Source organism: Mesorhizobium sp. Root102 (assembly GCF_001425625.1).
GTDB lineage: Bacteria > Pseudomonadota > Alphaproteobacteria > Rhizobiales > Rhizobiaceae > Mesorhizobium.
In genome coordinates, this window is record NZ_LMCP01000005.1 from 23,260 (window position 1) to 45,648 (window position 22,389).

A 22,389-nucleotide genomic window follows, 5' to 3' on the forward strand; every position below is an offset into this window, starting at 1 on the left:
AAAAATGAATGACAGCGACCGTTGCAACCGACCGCATCGGGACTTCACTTGGCATCCTCCACGGTGGGCGAAACCTCGACCACAGACATCATTCGCCCAAGCTTCAGCCAATCACCGTGCAACGGGTTGAGCGAGCGCTCGACCGCGTGGCCGAGATAATCGTCGCGCACGGCGACCAAGGCGAGACATGGCTTCCGCTGTACGACTATCTTGAACATGCCCTACAAGATTGCCAAGCGAAAGAAGAACGCCTTGCCGCAGCCCATCAGCGCGTTAAACGATTGAGGGATCGGCAGTACGATCTTCATGAGTTCTTCTTGCCACACTGTGATGTCGCCGCCTTCGCCGTACTTCGGACGGTCGATGGTGTGGCCCATCAGCATGCGCCGGAGTTCCTCATCCAGCCTGCCATTCTTCATGCGATCCTCAAACGACCAGTGCGATAAAGACATCGACGCTCATTTGGCGTTTTGCCTTCCATCGTTTCTTTTGCTCGGCGCTTTTGGTGCGGAGTTCGTCGCGGACGATTTCGTCGAAATAGAGCTTCAGCGCTTCCGAAATCTTGTCGTCAGGATGGGAGACAGTGCCAGTAACAGCGTCAACCACCGGAGAACTGGCAGGCTTTCCAATCGTCGCCTCGACCCGCTGTAGGATGGTGTCTAGCGGCTCGGCAACGAGGATGTCGGCGAGCGGACGATAGACGAACCCTAGCGCCTCTGCGCGCTTGATAGCGCGCCGGTAACGAATGTGCGCAGCTTCTGGGTTTTCGCCCAGTATAAGAGAGGACCATAACGCGTTATCGGCAGCCTCATGGAGATCACTCGCGGTGCGCGCCTTTAACCGGTCCGAGGTGTCCAACGCGCCGCGTACGAAAACACCGCGATCATCGAGTTCTCGTAGCTCCTTTGGGACCCGTCGGTAGTAGTGGAAGCGATCGCCCCTTCGTTGCAGAAAGCGATCCGGATCATGCGCTTCGCGTCGCCTTCCCATATCTTTAAGATACCGTTTGTATCGCAATCAGTAACACAAACGGCCAAAATGGCGCAAGCGTCAACTCAGGAAATGCAAAATTCTTCAGCAAAATCAATAATTTGCAAGATTGGCCGATGGTACCGTTGGCTGGGATCGAACCAGCGACCTCCGGATCCACAATCCGGATGTCTAAGAAAATGGGCCTCGCACAATCTGTTGACGACCTGTGAAATTGTTAGGTTTGGTACCGGATAGTGTTCAAGCTGCACCGCTTCGGCGATGCGAGAGCAAACCGATGACTAAGATGTGCAAGAGGGCCTTTTGGGGCCAACTTCCGCGGCTAGTCGTGCTTGCAGGCTTGGTCTTCAGGCGGTGGCCGCTGCAATTCTTGGCTTCCAGCGCAGGCGGATCCATTGCCGGATATTGTAGGCCAGCAGGGCCCACAGGGCTTCCGTTCCTGCCTTTGCCAACCCGCGCACACGAAAGCGCCGCAGACCCAGCTTATCTTTCAGCCACGCATTGACGAACTCTGCGACACGCCCACGTTCGCGGATTAACGCTTTTGTCTCTGGCGAATTTTTCCGAAAGCGGAACGCACTCACTACAGGGTCTTCGTGTGTAACGACAATCGATCGTCCATAGCGCTGGTTGCCTGAGCAACATTGGCGGCGACTGGGGCATGGCCGACAATCGGTCGGGCTGGCCAGATAACACACCATCTTTCTTCCAGATCGCACATGGCCATAGCGGGCGGTGAGCGTCTTGCCCTCCGGACAAACGTAGCTGTCGGACGCCGTATCGTACTGGAACTTGTCGGGCAGGAAAGCGTCCGTTACCCCCAACACGAGCAAGCCGTTGCTTGGCGCGGCCATCAGTTTCAGTCCATGGCCCGACAAGTTCAATGTCTTTCTCGCGCGCGTCCAGAATGTTCGCCCGACTGGTATAGCCTGCATCCGGGTCCGGACGGCCCGTGATTGAGATCGTGTCACGCCATCTTTTCTCCGCCCCACTCAAATCTGGTGCCGCCAACCCAGAGGCAGCGGGGCAGAACCGCGATCTTGCGAGCATCCGCCACTTTCGCTTTCTTCATGCCGATCCGCGTTGACGATCAATCGCAGGTTCTGTTCGCTGCTGCGCAGGGTTTGCTCGGCCGCTTTCTGTTCTCCGGCCTAAGGTTCCCATCCCTTTGGGCTGTTAGAGCTGATCCAAAAGTTGACATGCTGCGATAAGATCTCGCGTTCCAAACCCTTCAGTAAATCGCTGGTAAACACTTCCTAGCAGCGATCTGGCCTCCTGATTCTTACCCAAATCCCTCCACATTTGGGCAAGGGGAATTGCTGCCTTTAGTTCCCAACTGAAGGCGGATTGCTCTCGCGCGCAAGAAATTGACCTCAGAAGAAATTGCTCGGCAGAAGCAAGGTCCGGCTGCGGCATCATCAACTCGATCTCGCCTTGAGTTCGTAGCAACTCTGGCCGCCAGCATCGTTCGTTAACCAGATCGGCGCGTGACAACGCTACTTCAAGCACTTGCCGCGCTTCTTCACCACGTGCTGAAGCTGCCAACGCTTTTGATAATACACAGGACGTCGAAGACGCTATGATGCTGTATTGGCTGGAAAGCATGGTTGAGTAGCCTTGCTGGAGCATCTCCAACCCCGTCGAATCGTCCCCATTTACAAGCAGGAACTCGCCCTTCTGTGCACGGGCGATGGCCTGAAAGGCCGGGAGAGAATACTTGGACGCATGTGATAGCGCGCTCTCAATCGGCTCGGCCGCCATCTTATATGCGCCGCACCAAAAGAAGACGGGGATCGTCCAGACTAAGGCAAAGCAGTAGGAAGCATGATGGCTGTAGGCGCGCATGTGTTCTATTGTCTCATGGGCGGATTCGAGAGCTTGATCGGGAAAACCTCGCAGCCACAGGGATCGCGTCAAGGCCAGCCGCGCACGCGCTTCGCTAGCCAGGTCCAATTTCAAAGACGAGGCGGGAAACGCCTGCAACAGGAAGCCATTCTTGCAATGACGCAGCGCAGCTGCCTGATTGCCAGTCGCGTGATATGAGGCGCCAAGCAACCACTCTGAAAGAATTTTTTCGACGGGGTCGCCCGTTCGCTGAGCGATAGCGGCGCTTTCCTTCGCTGTAGCAATCGCACCTTCGAAATCACCATTGCGAACGAGATAGACATTGAAATCGGCGAGCAGATCGAATTGACGACGTTCGTCGTGTAAAATCTCTGACAGATGCAATGCGCGTTTGAACGCGTCCTTGACCTCGTTGACGCTTCCTGGAGCGTAGAGCGCCGATCGCGCCAGTGCGTAATATAATTGTAGCTCTAGTGATGTCCCACGATCTCTTTCAGGTAGCCCAGATATAGCTTGACGGCACCATCTCTGGCATTCTCCAAATTGGGAAATTTCCAGAAATATTGACACGGCATTGGTGGCAAGCTCGCGTCCGATGGCGGGATTGCCCCGATCGGAAAAACTCCACTCAAGCGCCTTGCGGATATTGCCTAGATGAGGAGTATATTTGGCCGCGTCCCTGCCATCAAATCCTTGTCCTGCCAAGCGCGATTTGAGGAAACTGTCGAAGTAGAGGGCGTGGCGCCCGGCTATTGCACTTTCCTCGTCGCCAACCTTGAGCTTGGCAGAGGCGTATGCGCGCGTCGTATCCAGAAGTCGGTAGTAAACAAAGCCGCTGATCGATGAGATTGAAATCAGAGATTTGTCGGCTAAGCTTGCAATGATGGTCGCCAGTTTCTTTCTGTCATTATCCACAACACCCGCAACCGTATAGGCTGCATCGAGGGGGAATTGACCGATAAAAATTGAGAGTGTGCAGAGCGTTTTTTGCTCGCTTCCCGACAACAGGTTGAAACTCCAGTCAAGCATCGCCTGCAACGTTTGGTGCCTCGACGTGGCACTGCGCCGACCTTGAAATTGTAATGGATCGGCCTCATTGAGGAGGCTGGCCACTCCTCTAATGCCATACGTTCCCACTCGGCTTGCAGCGATCTCGATCGCCAACGCAATCCCATCAAGCCGTCGGCAGATGTCAGCTACAATGGGGGCATCGCTGTCCTGAAGGCCGTCCAAAAGCCCGCCGACAGCAGCTTTTTCCATAAAAAGTTGCACTGCCGGCGAAGCGAGAGCCGAAGCCGCAGACGGCGCGGCGTCAAGCGGCCAAGCAAGCGGCGGGAGCAAATGGACGTTCTCTAACTCGACGCGAAGTGCTTCTCTGCTCGTTGCCAAAATGTGGATGGACGGCGCCCCAGCGACTATATGTTTTGTCAGCGGCGCGACTGTCTCCATAACATGCTCGCAGCTGTCCAGAATGAGCAGGGCGCGCTTGTCCGCGAGAAACGCGGGTATAGCGTGATCTGGTACAAGGCCTTGCACAGAACATCCAATAGCGGCGGCAACCGCACTCGCAGCGTCGGCTTTGTCGTCCAGGGAACCAAGATCGACAAAGAAAACCATTTCGTTTCCAAAGTCAGACAGAAGCGCGTGGGCAACCGCTATCGCGACAGTAGTCTTTCCAATGCCGCCCGGCCCCACAACACTTACCAAGCGGTTTGACTGCACCTGCGCGATCAACTCTGCCAACGTTTCGGCGCGGCCAGCAATTGACCGCAACGGTGCAGGCAAGTTCTTTGGTTGCGGCAACCCGGCTTCACTATAGATAGAGCTAGTGCCGCTATGGGGTGAGCGCAGCAAAGGAGCAACGAACGCGTATCCTCGACCAGGTACGGTAATAACAAACCGATTTCCGTCTCTAGAGTCGCCGAGGACCTTACGAAGAGCGGCGATGTGGACTCGGAGATTGGCCTCTTCGACCGTCACATCCGGCCATACGATATCAATCAATTTACGTCCGCTCACGATCTCCGTGGGCCGATCGGTCAATGCGATCAGAATCTCGAGCGCGCGGCCACCGATTGCGATTGGCTCGCCATCTCTCGTAAGCAATCGTTTGATTGGTGTCAGCACGAAGCGACCAAAGGCAATTGTCGAGATGCCAGATTCGCTGTCGTTTGCCATGATCGAAGCCCTTGGCCTGGCCGGAGCTCGTCTCGTACATTTCCCTAATTCGCTATATGATCGACGTTAAGTCAAGGCGTTGTGGGGCCGCCAGTGCGATGCCAGACTTCCGTGTCCACTATCGATCGCCGCTCTGTGCCGCCCAGGCTTTCTCACCCTCGATCATTCTTGAAATCATTCAACGACCGCGTAACCGTGGCCGCTCTCAAACGCGCTGCTGCTATTCACACGGCTTGGGTTCACGCAAGGGTGATGCCTGTCGATGAAACCTCACCCGACGGGGCGCGTTGTCAGAGTTCAGCCAGTTAGAGGCGGCCCACTCGATGTATGATGCCTGGTTTTCCAAGCCAATATCTGTTGCCACCGGCATAAGCGGCGACATTCGAAACCTTACCAACGCTCGGCAAGCTCTTGACCTTCTCAACGATCATTGGCGCAACGGAGGAAGCGACAAGCACCGATCGGCGAAACGGGCATGCCAGCAGGCCTTGAATGGTAGTGTTCCGGCTGACGTGGCCAGAGACGCGTTTGCCGACGCGGCGCGCGAAGCGCACATGCTGGTCGAGTGATTTGCGTTTCGGACATAGGATTTGGTTGGGGTCGTCGATCAATTTTCGCCCGTCCAAACGGGCCATCACGCTAGCGAGGTCGCCATGAATGCAACAACCCGATTGCACGAACTCGGCCAAAGCCTCTGGTTGGACAACATCACCCGCGACCTGCTGAGCAGTGGCACCCTTCAGCGCTATTGCACCGAATTTTCGGTGACGGGATTGACGTCGAACCCCACGATTTTCGATGAGGCTATCAGAAACAGCACAGCTTACGACGAGGCCCTTCATCGAAAAGCCAGAGAAGGGAAAGCGGGCGAGCAGCTATTCTTCGAATTGGCGCTCGAAGACCTGACCCAGGCCGCGGCACTCTTCGGGTCGGTCCATGAAGCGACGGGCGGTATCGATGGCTGGGTTTCGCTGGAAGTTTCGCCTTTGCTGGCTAACGATGCCGGCGTCACTGTCGAGGCCGCCAAGCGATTGCACGCGCAGGCGCACTGTTCCAACCTCTTTATCAAGATTCCGGGCACGCCGGCTGGCGTCGAGGCCATAGAGGAATCGATCTTCGCCGGCGTGCCTGTGAATGTCACACTGCTGTTTTCGTGCGAGCAGTACTTAGCGGCGGCCGACGCGTATTGCCGAGGAATTCAGCGCCGGATCGATGCCGGGCTCGACCCGAAGATAGCCTCGGTCGCCTCAATCTTCGTCAGCCGCTGGGATAAGGCGGTGATGGATAAGGTTAGCCCAGCGCTGCGGAACCGCCTCGGCATCGCCATATCCGGGCAAGTCTATAAAGCCTACCGGGAGCGGCTTGCCTCTAGCGGATGGCGCAAGCTGGCCGATGCCGGCGCACTTTCCCAGCGTCTGCTATGGGCAAGTACCGGGACCAAGGATCCGAAGCTTCCGCAATCCTATTATATCGAAGCACTCGCCGCGCCGGCTACCATCAACACCATTCCGGAGAAGACGCTCCATGCATTTTCGAAAGAGGGTGTGTTGCGCGGCGTCATGCGGGAGGACGGCGGCGACAGCGAAACCGTGCTTGGCGATTTTGCAAAAGCCGGCGTCGACATTCAGGCGCTTGCCGCGCAGCTCCAGTTGGAAGGCGCGCAATCCTTCACCAAATCATGGGCCGATCTGATGGCGGTGATTGCCTCGAAGAGCGAGCAGTTACATCGCGACGGTTCGGCCACCGGATGATGAGCGCGCCTCTCGCGGCCAGGACGTTGCCGCTCGCGAAACTTCCAGCATGGAAGGCGTTGCTGACGCATTGCCAGGAAGTGCGCCCTTTGCATCTGCGACAGCTCTTCGCCGACGATCCCCAGCGTGGCAAGCGCTTCGCCATCGACGCCTGCGGACTTTATCTCGACTATTCGAAAAACCGCGTCACGGCTGAGACGATCCAGCTTCTCATTCAACTTGCCGAGGCTTGCAGCTTGCGTGAGCGCCTCGAAGCGATGTTCAAAGGGCAAAAGATCAATGTGACGGAGCGGCGCGCCGTGCTTCATACGGCACTGCGCGCTGTCGGCGAGCAAATTTTGGTCGATGGCATCGACGTCGTGCCGGCAGTGCACGCGGTGCTCGGCAAGATGGCCGATTTCACGGACAAGATCCACCGCGGCACTTGGCGCGGCCATACTGGCCTGCCGATCCGCAACGTCATCAATATCGGTATCGGCGGCTCGGACCTCGGGCCGGTCATGGCCTATGAAGCGTTGCGGCATTACAGCCGGCGCGACATCATTTTCCGTTTCATCTCGAACATCGACGGTACCGACTTCGTGGAGGCGACGCGGGATCTGAATCCTGAAGAAACGCTGTTCGTCATCTGCTCGAAGACGTTCAAGACATTGGAAACGCTGACCAACGCCCATACGGCACGTGAATGGGTACTGCGAAAGTTAGGCGACGATCAGGCGGTGGCCCGGCATTTCGTCGCCGTCTCGACCAACACCGAAGGGGTCGCTGAGTTCGGCATCGACACCAATCAGATGTTTGGCATGTGGGATTGGGACGGCGGCCGCTATTCGATGGATTCAGCAGTCGGCCTGTCCACCATGCTCGCCATCGGCGCGGAGAATTTCCACGCGATGCTGTCGGGTTTCCACGACATGGACCAGCACTTCCGCACCGCGCCGTTCGATCGGAACCTGCCGGTCCTGATGGGCCTGCTCGCTGTCTGGTACACCAATTTCTTCGGGGCGCAGACGGTCGCGGTGCTGCCCTACGAGCAATATCTGAAGCGTTTTCCCGCCTATCTCCAGCAACTGACGATGGAAAGCAATGGCAAGCACGTCACGCTTGGCGGTACGAAAGTCGATTACCAGACAGGGCCGATCTATTGGGGCGAACCTGGCACCAACGGGCAGCATTCCTTCTACCAACTCATTCACCAGGGCACCAAACTGGTTCCATGCGACTTCATCGGGTTTTGTCGGGCATTGAACCCGCTGGGACGCCACCACGATCTCCTGATGGCAAATCTCTTCGCGCAAACCGAGGCTCTGGCCTTCGGCAAGACGCCAGAGGAGGTCAGGGCCGAAGGGACCCCGGACTGGCTGGTTCCGCACCGCACCTTCGAAGGCAACCGCCCCACCAACACCTTGCTTGCCGAACGCCTGACCCCAAGGACGCTGGGCAGCCTGGTCGCGCTCTACGAGCACAGCGTCTTCACGCAAGGCGTCATCTGGAACATCGACTCTTTTGACCAATGGGGCGTTGAGCTGGGCAAGGCCCTGGCCGAGAAAACAATCCCTGAACTGGAAGCCTCCCAGACCCCAAATCTCCGACATGACAGCTCGACCAACGCTTTGATCGAGCGCTATCGCCGGTTCCAAAAACGAAAGAAGTAAAGGGCGGTGAGCCCGGCCGCGCCTATGGCCCGACCAACATACTGCGGCGCAACCCAGCCAGCACTTGGACGATCGGGTTGCCTACATCCGATCAAAGGATCCCCATGAAACAGGTGCCACTCGACCAGCTCAGCATCAACACGCTGCGAATGCTTTCAATCGATGCGGTCCAGAAAGCAAAATCCGGCCATCCCGGAACGCCGCTGGATGCCGCGCCGATGGCCTATTGCCTGTGGCAACGCTTCCTTCGCTACGACCCTGCCGACCCCGATTGGCCGAACCGCGACCGCTTCGTGCTGTCGGCCGGCCATGCCTGCGCCCTGCTCTACAGCCTGCTCTACCTGTGCGGCGTCAAGGCAAAGGGCGCGAGCTATCCATCGGGCGACCGGCTTGCCGTGACGCTGGACGATCTCAAGAGTTTTCGCCAGGCAGGCAGCCATTGCACGGGACATCCCGAATATGGCTGGACCTCGGGCGTGGAAACCACCACGGGGCCACTCGGACAAGGTGCGGCAACAAGCGTCGGCATGGCAATTGCGGAACGGTGGCTGGCGGCCACCTACAATCGACCCGATTATGATCTGTTCTCGCACAACGTCTATGCGCTGTGCAGTGACGGCGACATGATGGAAGGGCTCAGCAACGAGGCGGCATCGCTGGCTGGACACCTCCGATTGTCGAACCTCTGCTGGGTTTACGACGACAATCACATAACCATCGAGGGGCCGACTGGCCTTACATTCACCGAAGACGTGGCAACCCGCTTCCTCGCGTACGGATGGCATGTCGAGCGGGTAAGCGATGCAAACGATCTGATGTTGCTGGACAAGGCTTATCAGACGTTCATCGATACGCATGACCGCCCCACGCTGATCATCGTTCAAAGCCATATCGGTTATGGCGCGCCGCATAAGCACGACACAAACAAAGCTCACGGAGAGCCACTGGGCGCCGAAGAAGTTCGGCTGACTAAGGAATTCTACGGCTGGGACCCGGACGCCGATTTCAAGGTTCCGGAAGGGGTCGCGGCGCATTTCCGCGCACATATGGGCAAGCGTGGGGACGCCGCTCATGCCGCCTGGCGGAAATTGTTTTCCGCTTACCGGATGCAATATCCCGACCTGGCCAAACAGATCGACCAGATGCAGCGACGCGATGCTCCCTCCGGGTGGGACGCCACGTTGCCCGCCTTCTCAGCCGATGCGAAAGGCCTCGCGACGCGCGATTCGTCCGGTCAGGTGTTGAACGCCATTGCTGCACACATGCCATGGCTGCTGGGTGGGGCGGCGGACCTGTCGCCGTCAACGAAGACGAACCTCGAATTCGATTTCGCCGGCGACTTTCAGACCCCCGAGGGTGAACAGGCCGTCAGCTACCGCGGGCGGAATTTCCACTTCGGCCTGCGCGAACATGCCATGTGCGCCATCGGCAACGGCATGAGCCTGTCGATGCTGCGGCCGTTCGTTTCCAGCTTCCTGATCTTCACCGACTATTGCCGCGCGGCGCTGAGACTGAGTTCAATGATGGAGCTCCCGCTGATCTCCATCTGGACCCATGATTCCATCAGTCTCGGCGAGGACGGGCCAACCCATCAGCCCATCGAACAGCTTGCCTCGTTCCGCGCCATGCCCGGCATGGTTGTCCTTCGTCCGGCAGACGCGAACGAAGTCGTGGAGGCATGGAAGGTCATCATGGATCTCAAGGACAGGCCTGTCTGCCTGGTTCTGACGCGACAGGCGGTGCCGACGCTCGATCGCTCGACCTATGCAAACGCAGTCGGCGTGGCGCGGGGCGCCTATGTACTCGCCGATGCTCCCGACGGCAAACCCGATGTCCTGCTGCTGGCGACCGGCAGTGAGGTCGCGCTCTGCGTGACCGCATATGAGCAACTGAAAGTCGAGGGCATCAAGGCACGCGTCGTCAGCATGCCGTCATGGGAATTGTTCGAAAGCCAACCGAAGGAGTATCGCGAGACGGTCCTGCCGCCCGCTATAACGGCCCGGGTTGCGGTAGAAGAAGCATCCGGTTTCGGATGGGAGCGTTATACGGGTTTCGACGGTGCTATCCTCGCTCTGCACAGTTTCGGCCTGTCCGCTCCATCAAAGGTCGTCGCAGAACACTTCGGATTCGAGCCGGTACACGTCGTTGCGGCTGCCAAGGCGCAAATAGCCGGCCGCCGGTCAATCAAACAAGTCGGGATTGCCCGAACCGAATGAGGCGACCAGCATGACCATGAAAATCAGTGCATTGGCCGGAAAGCCGGCCCCGCCCGACCTGCTGGTCAATGTCGCCAAACTCGTCACCGCCTATTACTGCCAGGTACCGGACCCTGCCAACCCCTTGCAGCGGGTTGCGTTCGGCACGTCCGGGCATCGCGGCACGGCGTTTGAGAACACGTTCAACGAGGCGCATGTGCTGGCAATCAGCCAGGCCATTTGCCTCTACCGCAAGCGACTGGGCATCGACGGCCCCATATTCGTCGGCATCGACACCCATGCGCTATCGGAACCAGCCTTTGCGAGCGCCCTTGAGGTGCTTGCCGCGAACGGAGCGGAGGTGATGATGGCGGCCGGTGGCGAGTATACGCCCACCCCGGCCGTCTCGCATGCAATCCTCAACTACAACAATGGCCGCAAGACTGGACTAGCCGATGGCATCGTCGTCACGCCGTCGCACAACCCACCCGGCGACGGCGGCTTCAAGTACAATCCGCCTAATGGCGGGCCGGCGGATACCGATGTTACCGGCTGGATCGAAAAACGGGCCAATGAGTTGCTTGGCAGCGGCCTGAGAGATGTGCGGCGGATGCCGTTCGAGAAAGCCCTCCACGCGCCGACAACCCATGCCCACGACTTCTTGAATAGTTACGTGAACGATCTCGGCAATGTCATCGACATGGATGCCATTCGCGAAGCGCATGTCCGCATGGGCGTCGACCCGCTCGGCGGCGCGGGTGTCCACTACTGGCCAGCCATCGCCGACCGCTACAAGCTCGACTTGACCATCGTCAATCGGCAGGTCGATCCCACCTTTCGTTTCATGACGGTCGATTGGGATGGCCAGATCCGCATGGACCCGTCTTCATCCTACGCGATGCAAGGCCTTATCAGGCTGAAGGACCAATACGACATCGCTTTCGCATGCGACACCGATCACGACCGGCACGGCATCGTCACGCGAAGCGCCGGGTTGCTGCCGCCCAATCATTACTTGTCGGTGGCGATTGACTACCTGTTCCAGCATCGCGCTGAATGGCGCAAGGACGCCGCCGTGGGAAAGACGGTGGTGAGCAGCCAGATGATAGATCGCGTCAGCGCCAGGCTGAAGCGCAGACTGTATGAAGTGCCGGTCGGTTTCAAATGGTTCGCCGAGGGCCTTCAGGACGGCTCGCTGGGTTTTTGCGGCGAGGAAAGCGCTGGTGCGACGTTCATGCGCCGCAACGGCGCCGTCTGGACGACCGACAAGGATGGCATCGTTCCGGCGTTGCTGTCGGCCGAGATCACGGCAAGGATGGGTCGCGATCCCGGCGAGGTCTATCGCGACTTGACCAAGAAGTTGGGCGAACCCGTCGCCGACCGGCTCCAGGCAACAGCAACCCCAGCGCAAAAAGAGAAACTGTCGAAGCTTTCACCGCATGAGATCACGTCGAAGACCTTGGCTGGAGAACCGATCCGGTCGGTGTTCAGCCGGGCACCGGGCAACAATGCCGAAATCGGCGGCGTCAAGGTGGCCACGGAAAACGGCTGGTTCGCCGCGCGCCCGTCAGGCACCGAGAAGATCTACAAAATCTACGGAGAGAGTTTTCGCGGACAGGACCATCTGCGCGCCATCCTCTCCGAGGCCCAGACGATCGTCGATCATGCGCTTGGTGCAGCCGGAGATACCTGAATTGGCGGGCGGCTGCGCTGGCCCTGCGGCTTGTGGCACGCCTCATTTGGCAGCAGCCCCGGCAAAGCCCGATGAAGGGGGCGGCATCGTAGCAGTCCTCCTCCGCTGCGCCTAAGAGTGGCCGTCGTCAACGTTCGGCGACGAATTCGGCGGGTATAGGACCGTTCCATCGTCGCGAACGACGGCGCCAGGTGTCAAATGCGCCTCGTCGACATGCGACGGTCCGAGAATATGCATCACACGCTCGCCTGCTGCGAGGAGATAGTCTGCGATGATCCGCCGGTGGCATCGCCACCAGACTGTTTCGGCACACATAATCGCGCACACCTGCTGGGCGCCTAGCTCCCGGAGGCGGGCAAAGCCAAGCTGGAAGGGCACTGTCAAAGCGTAGTCAGCATAGTTGCGGAAGCTACGGACCCGCCAATATGTGTTGGGGGAAGGCTCCGCGCCGCGCGTCTTTCCCCGAAGGCCGCCTAGCTCGGCTATATGCTCATAACCGATCTGCCACGGCGCCAATGTTGCCGGCAAGCCCAGCCCGTTGAACTGGGGATTGGTGCGCGATCTCGGCATCGCTCTCACATCAACAACGAGTCTGATGCCTTCTTGCTGAAGAAGGTCAGCAAATTCGTCTATCGTCCTCGTGGAGTGGCCTATCGTGAAAAAAGTGTTGGTCATGGCTCCAGCATCAAGGCGCTTGCGTCTGCCTATGACAAGCGAATGGTTTCGAAATCAAAAGTGTCGTTTCTGCTACGTCCGCTAGTTTCTACGGAACCGACATCGATAGCGAGGGTTGTTGCGGTAGTCGGTGCAATTAAGTGCCTGACGGCCGACGAAAACCTCCAGCGGGACGTTCAGACGATCGCCAGGGACAAGGAGAAACACCATGACCGACAAATTCAAGGTTGGCGAAAACGTGACTTGGAATTCCGAGGCCGGGCGGGTCAGCGGAACGATCGTTCGCGTGCATAGGCGCAATTTCGAGGTCGAGGGCCACATTCACCACGCCAGCGCCGAGACACCGCAGTACGAAATCAAAAGCGACAAGACCGACCATGTCGCATTCCACAAGGCCTCGGCGCTCAGCAAACTTCGCGGCTGACGCCATCAGAAAGCGACTGGCTGATGCCAAACTCTCTGCAGCCGCCTACGACCGAGCCGCTCCGCGCCAGTCTGAGCGACGCCGACGACCGCATCTTCCTCAATCGCTGGATGCCGCCGCAGAAAGGGATAGCGCCCAGGATCAGGATCGGGCGTCGCTGGATCAACACCTTATGGAGCCTTCCAATCGCCGCCGCGGCGCTGCTTTGCCTGATCGCGCTGGCTCAAAGTCTGCGTGAACTGCCGATGGTGGAAGTGTTCATCCGACAGAACCCCGGCATCCCTCAGTCCGCGGCTGCGGTGGACGCGGGCTTCCCATGGTGGCTGCAACTGCAGCACTTCCTGAACATGTTCTTCATGCTATTCATCATGCGGGCCGGCCTACAGATCCTGGCCGACCATCCCCGGCTTTATTGGGGGCGGGATTGCACGCCGGGAACCGACTGGTTCCGGTTCCAGGTTCCGGTGCCGAAGGACCGGATTTGGACGGCCAAGGACGACTCCGTCACACTGCCGACCTGGCTCGGTATTCCCGGCCTGCGTCATACCCTTGGGCTGTCGCGCTGGTGGCATTTTTCAATCAACCTGCTGTGGCTGATCAACGGCATCGCCTTTTATGCCCTGCTGTTCTCCACCGACCAATGGCGCAGGTTGGTGCCGCTGACCTGGGAGGTGTTTCCGGCCGCGATGTCGACAGCGATCCAGTATGCCTCGCTGAACTTTCCGGTCGACGAAGGCTGGACCCGCTACAACGGCCTGCAGCAGCTCAGCTATTTCATCACCGTATTCATCGCGGCGCCCCTCTCGATTGCCACCGGGCTGATGCAAAGTCCGGCAATCTCCAATGCGCTCGGGTGGTTCGGCAGGGTGTTCAATCGGCAGGCGATGCGCTCCGTTCACTTCATCTCATTCGCCTGGTTCGTGGCTTTCATCCTGGCGCATGGCGCCATGGTTTTCGTCACCGGCATCAGGCAGAACACCAACCACATGTTCGCCGGCGTCGACAACGCCTCTTGGTCAGGATTCCCGCTGTTTCTCCTTGCGATGGGCATCCTGCTCAGCACCTGGCTTGTGGTGTCGCCCTTCACCATCCGGTACGCCCGGCTGGTACAGCGCGTCGGAGCGTTCATGATTGGCTGGATCATGGGATTGGCCGAAGGTTGGGACCCGCGTTCGCAACTCACAAAGAAGGACATTTCCCCCTACTTCTGGCCGAACGGGACGATGCCGAATTCCAAGGAATTCGACGACCTCGTTGCTGAGAACTTCACCAGCTACAGGCTTCGCGTCAGCGGTCTTGTCGCCGCGCCGCGGGAATTCTCCCTATCCGACCTCAAGGCAATGTCGAAGCAGGCACAGATCACAACGCACTTCTGCATCCAGGGCTGGTCCGGCGTGGCCGAATGGGGCGGTGTACCCATGCGAGATATACTGAGTCTGGTGAAGCCGACGCCCGACGCACGCTACGCGGTGTTCTACTCATTGGCTGACGGCGCCGACGGAGGGCGCTACTATGACGTCCATAAGATCGAGAACATGTGTCACTCGCTGACCATCCTGGCCTATGAGATGAACGGAGCGCCCGTCAGCGTGCTGCACGGTGCGCCCTTGCGGCTCAGATGCGAAAACGAGTTGGGTTTCAAGATGGTCAAATGGGTCGCAGCGATCGAGTTTGTTCGCGATTTCGCCGACCTTGGCGCGGGACAGGGCGGTTACAATGAGGATCATGAGTTCTACGGCTATCGCATGCCGATTTGATCGGCGATAATAACGGGCGCTGTTGCCCTACGGACGATCCTGAGCGCCCACGGATTTTGACGCCAAAGCGATTTCACAGGAATAGGAACGATGTTGGTCGAGAAGATGTTGCCACGCGCGTTCGAGCGGCTCGCGGTAATCGAAGCAAAGGCTCAGATTAAAGAAGCGGCCAAAATGATGTCCAAGCCGCACACCGACCTCGTTGTGGTGTGTGAGCGAGGGAACATGGTCGGCGTCGTTACAAAGACCGACATTGTTGGTCAGATCAGTCAGTGTCTCGGATTCGGTTGTACGGCCAGCATAGACAGCATCATGACGCGCGATGTTACCTATTGCCGAGAGAATGAGGGGCTTCTTGATGTGTGGACGGTGATGAATGAACGGGGGCTTCAGCGCATTCCGGTTCTCGACGCGGGACAAAAGCCAATCGGCATCCTTCTCTGCCTGGAAGGAGCAGTGTGTTTGCCTGCACCTTTGTCATGATCGCATCTTTTACGCTGTTGCTGGGCTTTTCCTTCGGCGGCGTCAAAGCCGGGTGATCGTCATGATCTGATACCGGCGGCGCCCGTGTCCGCAGTTGGAGGTGCGCCAATGCCTCCTTCAGTCTGTGGTCCGTGCGGATGCTCGGGATTGTAGTTATGCGTCGACGTCTCGAAACGAGCCGATCCGCTGCCTCGTGAACCGCGGGCAGGAGACCTCGGCCGAGGAAGATTCGCTTGCCGAAAACCGCCGAGGGACAGTGTGTCCAACACCATTTCGACCAAAGCCGGATATTTGCGCGCCCTGACGCCGAGTGCGTCGCCAGGTTCGAATGCGAGTCCCGAGCCAGTCAGCGACAGTCGATGTGTCGGGTTTCCTTGCTCGACCCGCGTCCGGACAGGACAAGATTATCGATGATAGTCTTGGCGAGGTCGGAACTGTTGCCGGTCTCGCCGCCGAACAGGATCGTCAGCGATCACGAGGCAATCGCCAGCGGCGCGACCGACACCGGGTGGATGCTGATGGAGAAGCGATGTCTCCGAAAAGCGCGTGCGCGCCGTGATCGATGCGGGCGAGATAGCCGCTGATCCACAGCGCCTGGCCGGGCTTCAGCTAGGTCGCCAGAGCTGCAAGGCGTTCCCATTGTTATACGGTGAAGCCTGGGCCCGGAAATTCCAATGCCGTCATCTTGTCGCTTCCTTAAGCATGGTCCTGCCGCCGTCGGCTTGGCCGTTCAAAGGGGTACGCACGACGCAAATTGTGGTGGCGGGCCCGACCATTGCATTGCGCTTTTGGCCCAGACAAACGAATGATATTGCTGGCCGACTGCAAGAAGTTTGCAGTAAACAGCAATTTGAATAGAGGTTCTAACATTCATCCGAACGACACTTCTTTCTTTCCAAGAACGAGATATTCCATGGTCAGAAAGTACGGTCGGCCGATTCCAGTTTTTTGTCGTTTTGGAGTTCGATCGGCCCAACAGTTCCCGGTTTCCAATCCGAGGTTCCCGTGTCAGCCGACGAGTTGTCATAGCCGAGATTGGACCTAGCTGCGTCATCACGCGATCCTCGGCCGTCCGGTGGCAGTCGCGACAATGATGGCTTCGATGAAGCTGCGTTCCCCTTCAATTGTTGCAATCCTGATGTCCCGTGCGATCTCGATCCGCGCCTGATCGGTCCCGGCGCGCTCGGCAAGACCTGCCGCCAAGGCGCGAATGTGGGCTTCGCCGGCAGCCATCGCTTCGTCTTCGGTGTCATAGTCGTCCAGCCGCTGGCCTGAATTGAGACGAAAAAGCCCGATCTCTGGCTGGCTGACGCGCGCTTCCGCAGACATCCGCACCTGTCCTACGACGGCGCCCAGCGCATTTGCGACGTCAGCGTGTTCGGCGATGATGCAGTCATTACCGATCAACCGCGGTAGACCGGCATAGTGGAGAGATGCTGACGCCCCAAGGCCGATCACCGGCCGGTCGAGTGCGATCGTCAGCCGCGCCATGCCGCCACGTCGGCCAACCGCCCGCTGAACCAGCGGATTGGCAACGGAGACACCGCCATCCAGTCCGTCTTCGGCAAAGACTGTTTCAAGAATGGCTTCGGCCGAACGCCGGGTCACCGCGGTGAGAACCATCTCGGAAAAAGCTTCCGCGCCTTCGGCTACACGATGCCCCTGGCCGTCGCGCTTGCGTGCGAACAGTTCGGCGCCCAGTCGAGCCGCGACAGGATCCCAGTTCGCTTGCCGGCCTAGCACATGAGCCGCGTCGGATGGCGTGAAGCCCACGATATGCACCAGACCGCGCGCGACCAGGCGATTGAGTGTCGCGACCTGTGACGTCGATACCAGCAGCCGATCGAGCGCGGCGGGAATTGCCGAAATGTCAGCATAGAGCCTTGCCTCGGTAACCGTCAGGCCTGCAGCCAGACGCTCGGGTACACCTATTCGCAACGCGAAACGGCCATCCAGCCGACTCGTGTTGGGGCTGAGCAATTGCCGCCTGAGGCCCTTGTATATGGCATCGTCGTGCTTCACCGCGGCGAGCGCCAGCGGCACGAACCGACGGGGCCCGAGGACGATCGTCGAAGTCAGCGACCGCTCATGAAGCGAGACTTCCGAATCTCCACCGAGACCAAAGGTGCGCATGGCGACTGCTTCCACCATGGTTCGCATTTCGCCGACGGTGGCGCCTTCCGGATCGAGCCGCAGGCGGCCGCCGTCCAGAACGGCGATGTCGGTGGTGGTGCCGCCGATGTCGGACACCACGGCGTCATCGAGGCCGGTCATGTATCGCGCTCCCACCAGGCTTGCCGCCGGTCCTGACAGGATGGTCTCGATCGGCCGGGCGCGGGCGAATTCTGCGGTGACAAGCGCGCCGTCGCCGCGCACGACCATGAGCGGAGCGACGATCCCGCGTCTTGCCAGAAAGCCCTCGGTGGCGTCGACAAGACGATCGATCATCGAGATCAGTCGCGCATTGAGAAGCGTCGTAAGCGCTCGACGCGGGCCTCCGAGTTTCGACGACAGTTCGTGCGAACAGGTCACCGGAAGCCCGGTACGCTCTCGGATGACGTCACGTACCGCGATCTCATGTTCGGGATTGCGAACGGCAAAATAAGAGGCCACGGCAACGCCTGAAACCGTGTCGGCGAGGGACGGCAGCATAGCCACGAGAGCGTCCAGAACCAGCTCACGCGGATCGCCATGGACGTCATGTCCGCCTGGGCAGAAGATCACGGGATCGGAGCCGAGGGCTTTTGACAATCCGTTCCGGGCAAGATCGGCTTCAGCGAAGCCGATCATCACGAGGGCGACCCGTCCGCCCTGCCCTTCGACGAGGGCGTTGGTTGCGAGCGTTGTCGACATCGAGACGAGTTTGATCGCGCTGGGTTCGATGGCAGTCTCGGACAAAACAGCGTCGACGGCGCCGGCGATGCCCTCGGCAAGATCGTGCCGCGTGGTCAGCGATTTGGCCTTGGCCACGATGCCTGTGGATTCCGACCACAGCACGGCATCGGTGTAGGTGCCGCCGGTGTCGATGCCCAGATACAGAGGCGACGGCTGATGCGTATATGTGTTCATTTTATCAGTCGCCCAACCTGGGTCTCGGCGAGAAATATCTCGCGAGCTTGTTCGCTTCGCCGTCGAACGCGTTGGCGTCGGCGGGTTGATCACGCTTGATCGCAATATTAGGCCATACAGACGCGTACTCGGCGTTCAGCGCGAGCCAATCGTGGAGATCTGGCGCGGTGGGAATTTTGCACCTGATGCAATTGTCGGTGACCACGAACGTCATGCGGCGTTTCTCAGCCATGGACGGTCAGGGCGATCGAACAAGAACAGCTTCAGACTTTCGGCGACGTGAGCGGCCTTCAGCCAACAGAGCCCAGCAGTCTCGCTGTCCATAAATTCGTCGCAACTGTCGCCAAACAAGACGAGGCACCGGTCGAGCAGACCGATCTCAAACTCACACATGTGCTTGCGGACCGCGACGAGACTTTTCCTGTCGTACCTAGTGGTCAGCATGACAGAGGACCAGAAATCGGACATCTTCGCCAGATGCGTTTCCCGATCGCCGGAAACGAGGCGCTCGAAAATCGGCCCGAGATCGGCGTCGGCTCGGATCTTGCCGCAGAAGGAATCGACGAGTTGTCTAATCTGCTCGTCGGGAATTGGACTGTCTGTATCAGGGGCTGGTCCAGCGCTCATCCGGCCCTTCAGACCACGCCGTAGGTCATATCGAGCGGAATGCGGTGATCATCGATACCCCGTACGCCAGCGGTGTTTTCAGCAAGGATGAGTGAGGCTTTCCGCTCCTGCTCCGACAGGTAGGCTCCCCAGAAGGTGACCACGCCGTTGGTAACAGTCACGTCCGAACTTCCCGTCGAGGGCCATGATTCGGATCGCAGGGCGTCAATAATCTCCAACCTGATAGTGCTGTCGTCATACGAGACCGGAGCGCGCCAACCTTTCCTGGCGACGACAAGGGCCCGCACCAGGCTCGCGCGGCTGACGATCCCCACCACCTGTCCGTCGCGAAGCACGGGGACACGCTTGATCCGATTGTGTTCAAGCAGGGTTGCGATCTCGACGACTGGCGTACTCTCGACCACCGTCGCAACCTGCTGTGTCATGACATCGATCACATGCTCGGAATGAGACTTGAGATAGCCTTGCGCCTGAGCCGCGTTGTTGGTGAAAAACCGAAGCCACCAGGAACAACCCCGCAGCGCCGTACCGATCTCGACCCGGCGGATCAGGTCGCCTTCACTGACGATGCCCAGCAGCGCACCTCGATCGATCACTGGCACGGCGCTGATCCCGTGCGACAGGAGAACATCGGCGACCTCGTCCACCGTACTGTCCGGCCCCACCGCGATGACCGGTGACGTCATGACGTCCTTGGCGATCAGCATTTCGTTCTCCTTCACCTGCTTGCAGGCGGCAGTACCGGCGGCAAGGTCGCTCCAGAGCCTTGCCCGTTGCCAGCATGGAGATGGATCGCGCGATAGAACTCCCTTGCATGGAAAGCATAGGCTTCCAGATCGACCGGATCGCCAACGAAAAGCCCGATGTCCTTGGCTTTCCGGAAGAACCAGGGAGCGGGCAAACCGGGATCGAGCGACTTCACGGCAACAGCCGCAAGTAATGGCAGGCCTTCGTCCGCATCGTCGTCCATCAGTTGTTCGAGTGCACCACGGATCACGCCTGTTGCTTCCGAACCAACCATGCTCTCGGCCAGTCTTGCATAGGTGATCGGCAGCCGGGTCTGTGCTTGCAGGAGCAGTTCCTCGCGCAGCCGCGTTGTGAGAGGGCTGTCATCCGCAGGTGCGATTGGGATGCCGTCTGCGTCAAGGCGATTGGCAGATACCCTTCGACCGACCACATGACGCCGTATGTCCGGGCCGGAAAGTATTCTGCCGAAATCGTGTTCAAGCCTGTCCATTATCATCATCGCCGACCTCAAGGTGCCCTTCGCGCGATATCGCCAAGAGTTCCCCTAGCGTTGAAACCTGCTGGCTGGCACCCAATCGGTCAATTTCGCTACGCGCGAGCTTCACTGATCCTTACATGCAAGACAAACGAAATTTATTGCCGCTTCGGCCCAATTATTTTGCATCAGGATTTCGATTGCGGTGAGTGGCGCAGCCCTTCCCTTTTCGGATTCGATGTGCATTTTTGATTGGATGAGGCTGCGTACCCGGAGTGTCCTGGCTTTCAGCAAGCGGTGATTTCGGCCCCGAAAACGGTAGCAGGAGATTTTATGATGATCACTGGGGCTCAATGCCGTGCCGCTCGCGCGCTGGTCGAATGGACCCGTGATAAGCTCGCCGGCAATTCAGGCGTGGATGCGTTGGTCGTCGAAGAATTCGAGCGCCGGATCAGCCTTCCTGACCGTGAGATCTGCGACACGCTGCAAACCGCGCTTGAAAGCGCCGGCGCCGTTTTCATCGCAGAGAACGGCGGCGGTATCGGCGTTCGCCTGAAACTCAACCGCTCGGACGTCAAGCGGATCGGCATTCTGGAGAATGAAGGCGGCATTGTCGGTATAGATGCCGTTCCATAGGCCCAAGGCCTTCGGGCTCAATGAATTCATGGTCGCAGCCCGTCGCTGGACAATCCAGGATCGGCATCGGCTTGATGTGCACGCAAGGGAGGTGGCCCTCATGACGGTTATCTGGGGCGATCTCACCAAGGAGGAGCAGACGGCACTCAAGCGAATGAACCGAGGACCCTACCCATCTCTATCGAAAGCCTTGGCCGAACGTCTTGTCTTTCTCGGATTGGCTGAAGAAAGACCGGGCGGGACCGGGATAAACAGGGTCGGACGAGAGCTGGTGATAAGAACGTTGCTTCGCACTCGCTCTGACTAGTTTAGGATTGATACCCGCCAAGCTGCATCGAAGTGGCTGACTTGACTTCCCGGATTGCGTCACCAACTATGGTTGTATGAACGCCGCCGTCAAAATTCGTCGCGATTTTCTTTTCCGGGTTTGCCCCATAGCGGGAATGTAGCCCCCGGCTCGGCTGCCATGCGCGCCCCGAGCCGAGGGCGGTGCGTTTACCCACATGGGATGGTTCCGCAGGGCCTCAAGCCTCCGGAGCATCGGCGTTCCATCAAGATTTTCACGAATTGGCTCGATTCCGGCACCCTTGGCGGGCGGCTGGTCCGAGCAGAAGCACGAGTATTCAAATGCAAGATAACACGAAAACCCGGCGCAAGCCGAACATCCGCATTTCACAGTCGGACCATACGCGTCTGTCGGCAGTTGCGAGCACCGTGGCCGCGCGCAATCCGGAGGCCTCCGATGAACTGCTCGCCGAACTCGAGCGGGCACGTATCGTCGCCGATGGTTGGGTCTCCGCCGGCACCGTCCAGATGGGTTCGACGGTGACGTTCAAGCCCGATACTGGCAATGCCAAAACAGTCACGCTGGTTTTTCCTGGCGACGCGGATATCTCCGAAGGCAAGGTTTCAGTCCTCACGCCGATAGGCACGGCCCTGATCGGCCTCTCGGCCGGACAGTCGATCATGTGGGCCGCGCGCGATGGGCGCCGGCACGAACTGTCGGTGCTTGCCGTGGGCCAACCCGCTGCCGAAGGCGATGCAGTCGATCGGCGCACACCGGCGTCTTCGGCGATCGCGGCGGACGCCTAGACATGGGCGTTTCCATCCGTCTCCTCAATCACTCGGGCAGCCTGATCGCGGGAGTCTGACCCCTGCGCCGGCCTATCCAGGTCCGGCACAGGGGTAGCTT

22 protein-coding genes are annotated in these 22,389 nt (G+C 59.0%); 11 read left to right on the plus strand and 11 right to left on the minus strand.

The features are described from left to right. Nucleotides 1-44: 44 nt before the first annotated feature. From ASD12_RS33985 to ASD12_RS06670, 5 genes are all read right to left on the minus strand, one after another. Nucleotides 45-218, minus strand: coding sequence for a hypothetical protein (locus ASD12_RS33985; RefSeq protein WP_156398542.1), 174 nt, complete (start codon nt 216-218; stop codon nt 45-47). Nucleotides 219-221: 3 nt separating this feature from the next. After that, entirely contained in the window at nt 222-419 is a 198-nt protein-coding gene (locus ASD12_RS06660; RefSeq protein ID WP_056583159.1) for a hypothetical protein, read from the minus strand. 7 nt (nt 420-426) lie between these two features. Continuing rightward, nucleotides 427-990: a DUF6538 domain-containing protein gene (locus ASD12_RS06665; RefSeq protein WP_348271707.1), complete on the minus strand. Its 564-nt coding sequence runs from the start codon at nt 988-990 to the stop codon at nt 427-429. 347 nt (nt 991-1,337) lie between these two features. Then, nucleotides 1,338-1,844, minus strand: a complete 507-nt coding sequence (locus ASD12_RS32820) for a transposase (RefSeq protein ID WP_162252216.1) — start codon at nt 1,842-1,844, stop codon at nt 1,338-1,340. Nucleotides 1,845-2,166: 322 nt separating this feature from the next. Continuing rightward, nucleotides 2,167-5,013 carry a winged helix-turn-helix domain-containing protein gene (locus ASD12_RS06670; RefSeq protein ID WP_056583162.1) on the minus strand — a complete coding sequence of 949 codons (2,847 nt, stop codon included), beginning with the start codon at nt 5,011-5,013 and terminating at the stop codon, nt 2,167-2,169. 323 nt (nt 5,014-5,336) lie between these two features. Between ASD12_RS06670 and ASD12_RS06675 the strand changes: the two genes are divergently transcribed. The 5 genes from ASD12_RS06675 to pgm all read left to right on the plus strand — a co-directional run bounded on the left by ASD12_RS06675 (nt 5,337) and on the right by pgm (nt 12,304). Further along, nucleotides 5,337-5,582 carry a DUF982 domain-containing protein gene (locus ASD12_RS06675; protein WP_056583404.1) on the plus strand — a complete coding sequence of 82 codons (246 nt, stop codon included), beginning with the start codon at nt 5,337-5,339 and terminating at the stop codon, nt 5,580-5,582. An 84-nt stretch (nt 5,583-5,666) separates the two neighbouring features. Then, a complete protein-coding gene (gene tal / locus ASD12_RS06680; protein ID WP_056583164.1) occupies nt 5,667-6,764 on the plus strand; it encodes a transaldolase in 1,098 nt (365 codons plus the stop codon). After that, nucleotides 6,764-8,416 (plus strand): glucose-6-phosphate isomerase, encoded by a 1,653-nt coding sequence (gene pgi, locus ASD12_RS06685; protein ID WP_056583405.1) that lies wholly within the window; start codon nt 6,764-6,766, stop codon nt 8,414-8,416. The genes tal and pgi overlap by 1 nt, the downstream gene beginning before the upstream one ends. Nucleotides 8,417-8,520: 104 nt before the next feature. After that, the gene (gene tkt / locus ASD12_RS06690; protein ID WP_056583165.1) at nt 8,521-10,632 is read left to right on the plus strand and encodes a transketolase; all 2,112 of its coding nucleotides are present in this window, start codon (nt 8,521-8,523) and stop codon (nt 10,630-10,632) included. 10 nt (nt 10,633-10,642) lie between these two features. After that, nucleotides 10,643-12,304, plus strand: a complete 1,662-nt coding sequence (gene pgm / locus ASD12_RS06695) for a phosphoglucomutase (alpha-D-glucose-1,6-bisphosphate-dependent) (protein WP_082525281.1) — start codon at nt 10,643-10,645, stop codon at nt 12,302-12,304. 111 nt (nt 12,305-12,415) lie between these two features. Here pgm and ASD12_RS06700 read toward each other — a convergent pair whose 3' ends face one another. Further along, nucleotides 12,416-12,979, minus strand: a complete 564-nt coding sequence (locus ASD12_RS06700) for a DUF488 domain-containing protein (protein ID WP_056583167.1) — start codon at nt 12,977-12,979, stop codon at nt 12,416-12,418. A 208-nt stretch (nt 12,980-13,187) separates the two neighbouring features. On the opposite strand from ASD12_RS06700, the gene ASD12_RS06705 reads away from it, so the two are divergent. The 4 genes from ASD12_RS06705 to ASD12_RS33995 all read left to right on the plus strand — a co-directional run bounded on the left by ASD12_RS06705 (nt 13,188) and on the right by ASD12_RS33995 (nt 16,501). Next, entirely contained in the window at nt 13,188-13,403 is a 216-nt protein-coding gene (locus tag ASD12_RS06705) for a DUF2945 domain-containing protein (RefSeq protein ID WP_056583169.1), read from the plus strand. Between the two features lie 23 nt (nt 13,404-13,426). Further along, the gene (locus ASD12_RS06710) at nt 13,427-15,160 is read left to right on the plus strand and encodes a molybdopterin-dependent oxidoreductase (RefSeq protein WP_056583171.1); all 1,734 of its coding nucleotides are present in this window, start codon (nt 13,427-13,429) and stop codon (nt 15,158-15,160) included. A 90-nt stretch (nt 15,161-15,250) separates the two neighbouring features. Further along, a complete protein-coding gene (locus ASD12_RS06715; RefSeq protein ID WP_056583173.1) occupies nt 15,251-15,643 on the plus strand; it encodes a CBS domain-containing protein in 393 nt (130 codons plus the stop codon). Nucleotides 15,644-16,189: 546 nt separating this feature from the next. Further along, a complete protein-coding gene (locus tag ASD12_RS33995; protein WP_156389118.1) occupies nt 16,190-16,501 on the plus strand; it encodes a hypothetical protein in 312 nt (103 codons plus the stop codon). A gap of 195 nt (nt 16,502-16,696) precedes the next feature. Here ASD12_RS33995 and ASD12_RS06725 read toward each other — a convergent pair whose 3' ends face one another. Genes ASD12_RS06725 through ASD12_RS06745 form a run of 5 tightly spaced genes read right to left on the minus strand, consistent with a single transcriptional unit; the run spans nt 16,697 to nt 20,576 of the window. After that, complete coding sequence (locus tag ASD12_RS06725; protein ID WP_056583177.1) at nt 16,697-18,712, minus strand: hydantoinase/oxoprolinase family protein; 2,016 nt, start codon at nt 18,710-18,712, stop codon at nt 16,697-16,699. 4 nt (nt 18,713-18,716) lie between these two features. Next, nucleotides 18,717-18,926 (minus strand): DUF3470 domain-containing protein, encoded by a 210-nt coding sequence (locus tag ASD12_RS06730; protein ID WP_056583179.1) that lies wholly within the window; start codon nt 18,924-18,926, stop codon nt 18,717-18,719. Then, nucleotides 18,923-19,339: a group III truncated hemoglobin gene (locus ASD12_RS06735; protein WP_056583180.1), complete on the minus strand. Its 417-nt coding sequence runs from the start codon at nt 19,337-19,339 to the stop codon at nt 18,923-18,925. Before ASD12_RS06735 ends, ASD12_RS06730 begins: the two co-directional genes overlap by 4 nt. An 8-nt stretch (nt 19,340-19,347) precedes the next feature. Then, the gene (locus ASD12_RS06740) at nt 19,348-20,046 is read right to left on the minus strand and encodes a CBS domain-containing protein (RefSeq protein WP_056583182.1); all 699 of its coding nucleotides are present in this window, start codon (nt 20,044-20,046) and stop codon (nt 19,348-19,350) included. 11 nt (nt 20,047-20,057) lie between these two features. After that, nucleotides 20,058-20,576 (minus strand): hypothetical protein, encoded by a 519-nt coding sequence (locus ASD12_RS06745; protein ID WP_156398543.1) that lies wholly within the window; start codon nt 20,574-20,576, stop codon nt 20,058-20,060. Between the two features lie 237 nt (nt 20,577-20,813). Between ASD12_RS06745 and ASD12_RS06750 the strand changes: the two genes are divergently transcribed. Next, nucleotides 20,814-21,197 carry an XRE family transcriptional regulator gene (locus tag ASD12_RS06750; protein WP_244482760.1) on the plus strand — a complete coding sequence of 128 codons (384 nt, stop codon included), beginning with the start codon at nt 20,814-20,816 and terminating at the stop codon, nt 21,195-21,197. A 627-nt stretch (nt 21,198-21,824) separates the two neighbouring features. Further along, nucleotides 21,825-22,289, plus strand: coding sequence for a nucleoside diphosphate kinase regulator (gene rnk, locus ASD12_RS06760; protein ID WP_056583189.1), 465 nt, complete (start codon nt 21,825-21,827; stop codon nt 22,287-22,289). Nucleotides 22,290-22,389: the final 100 nt, after the last annotated feature.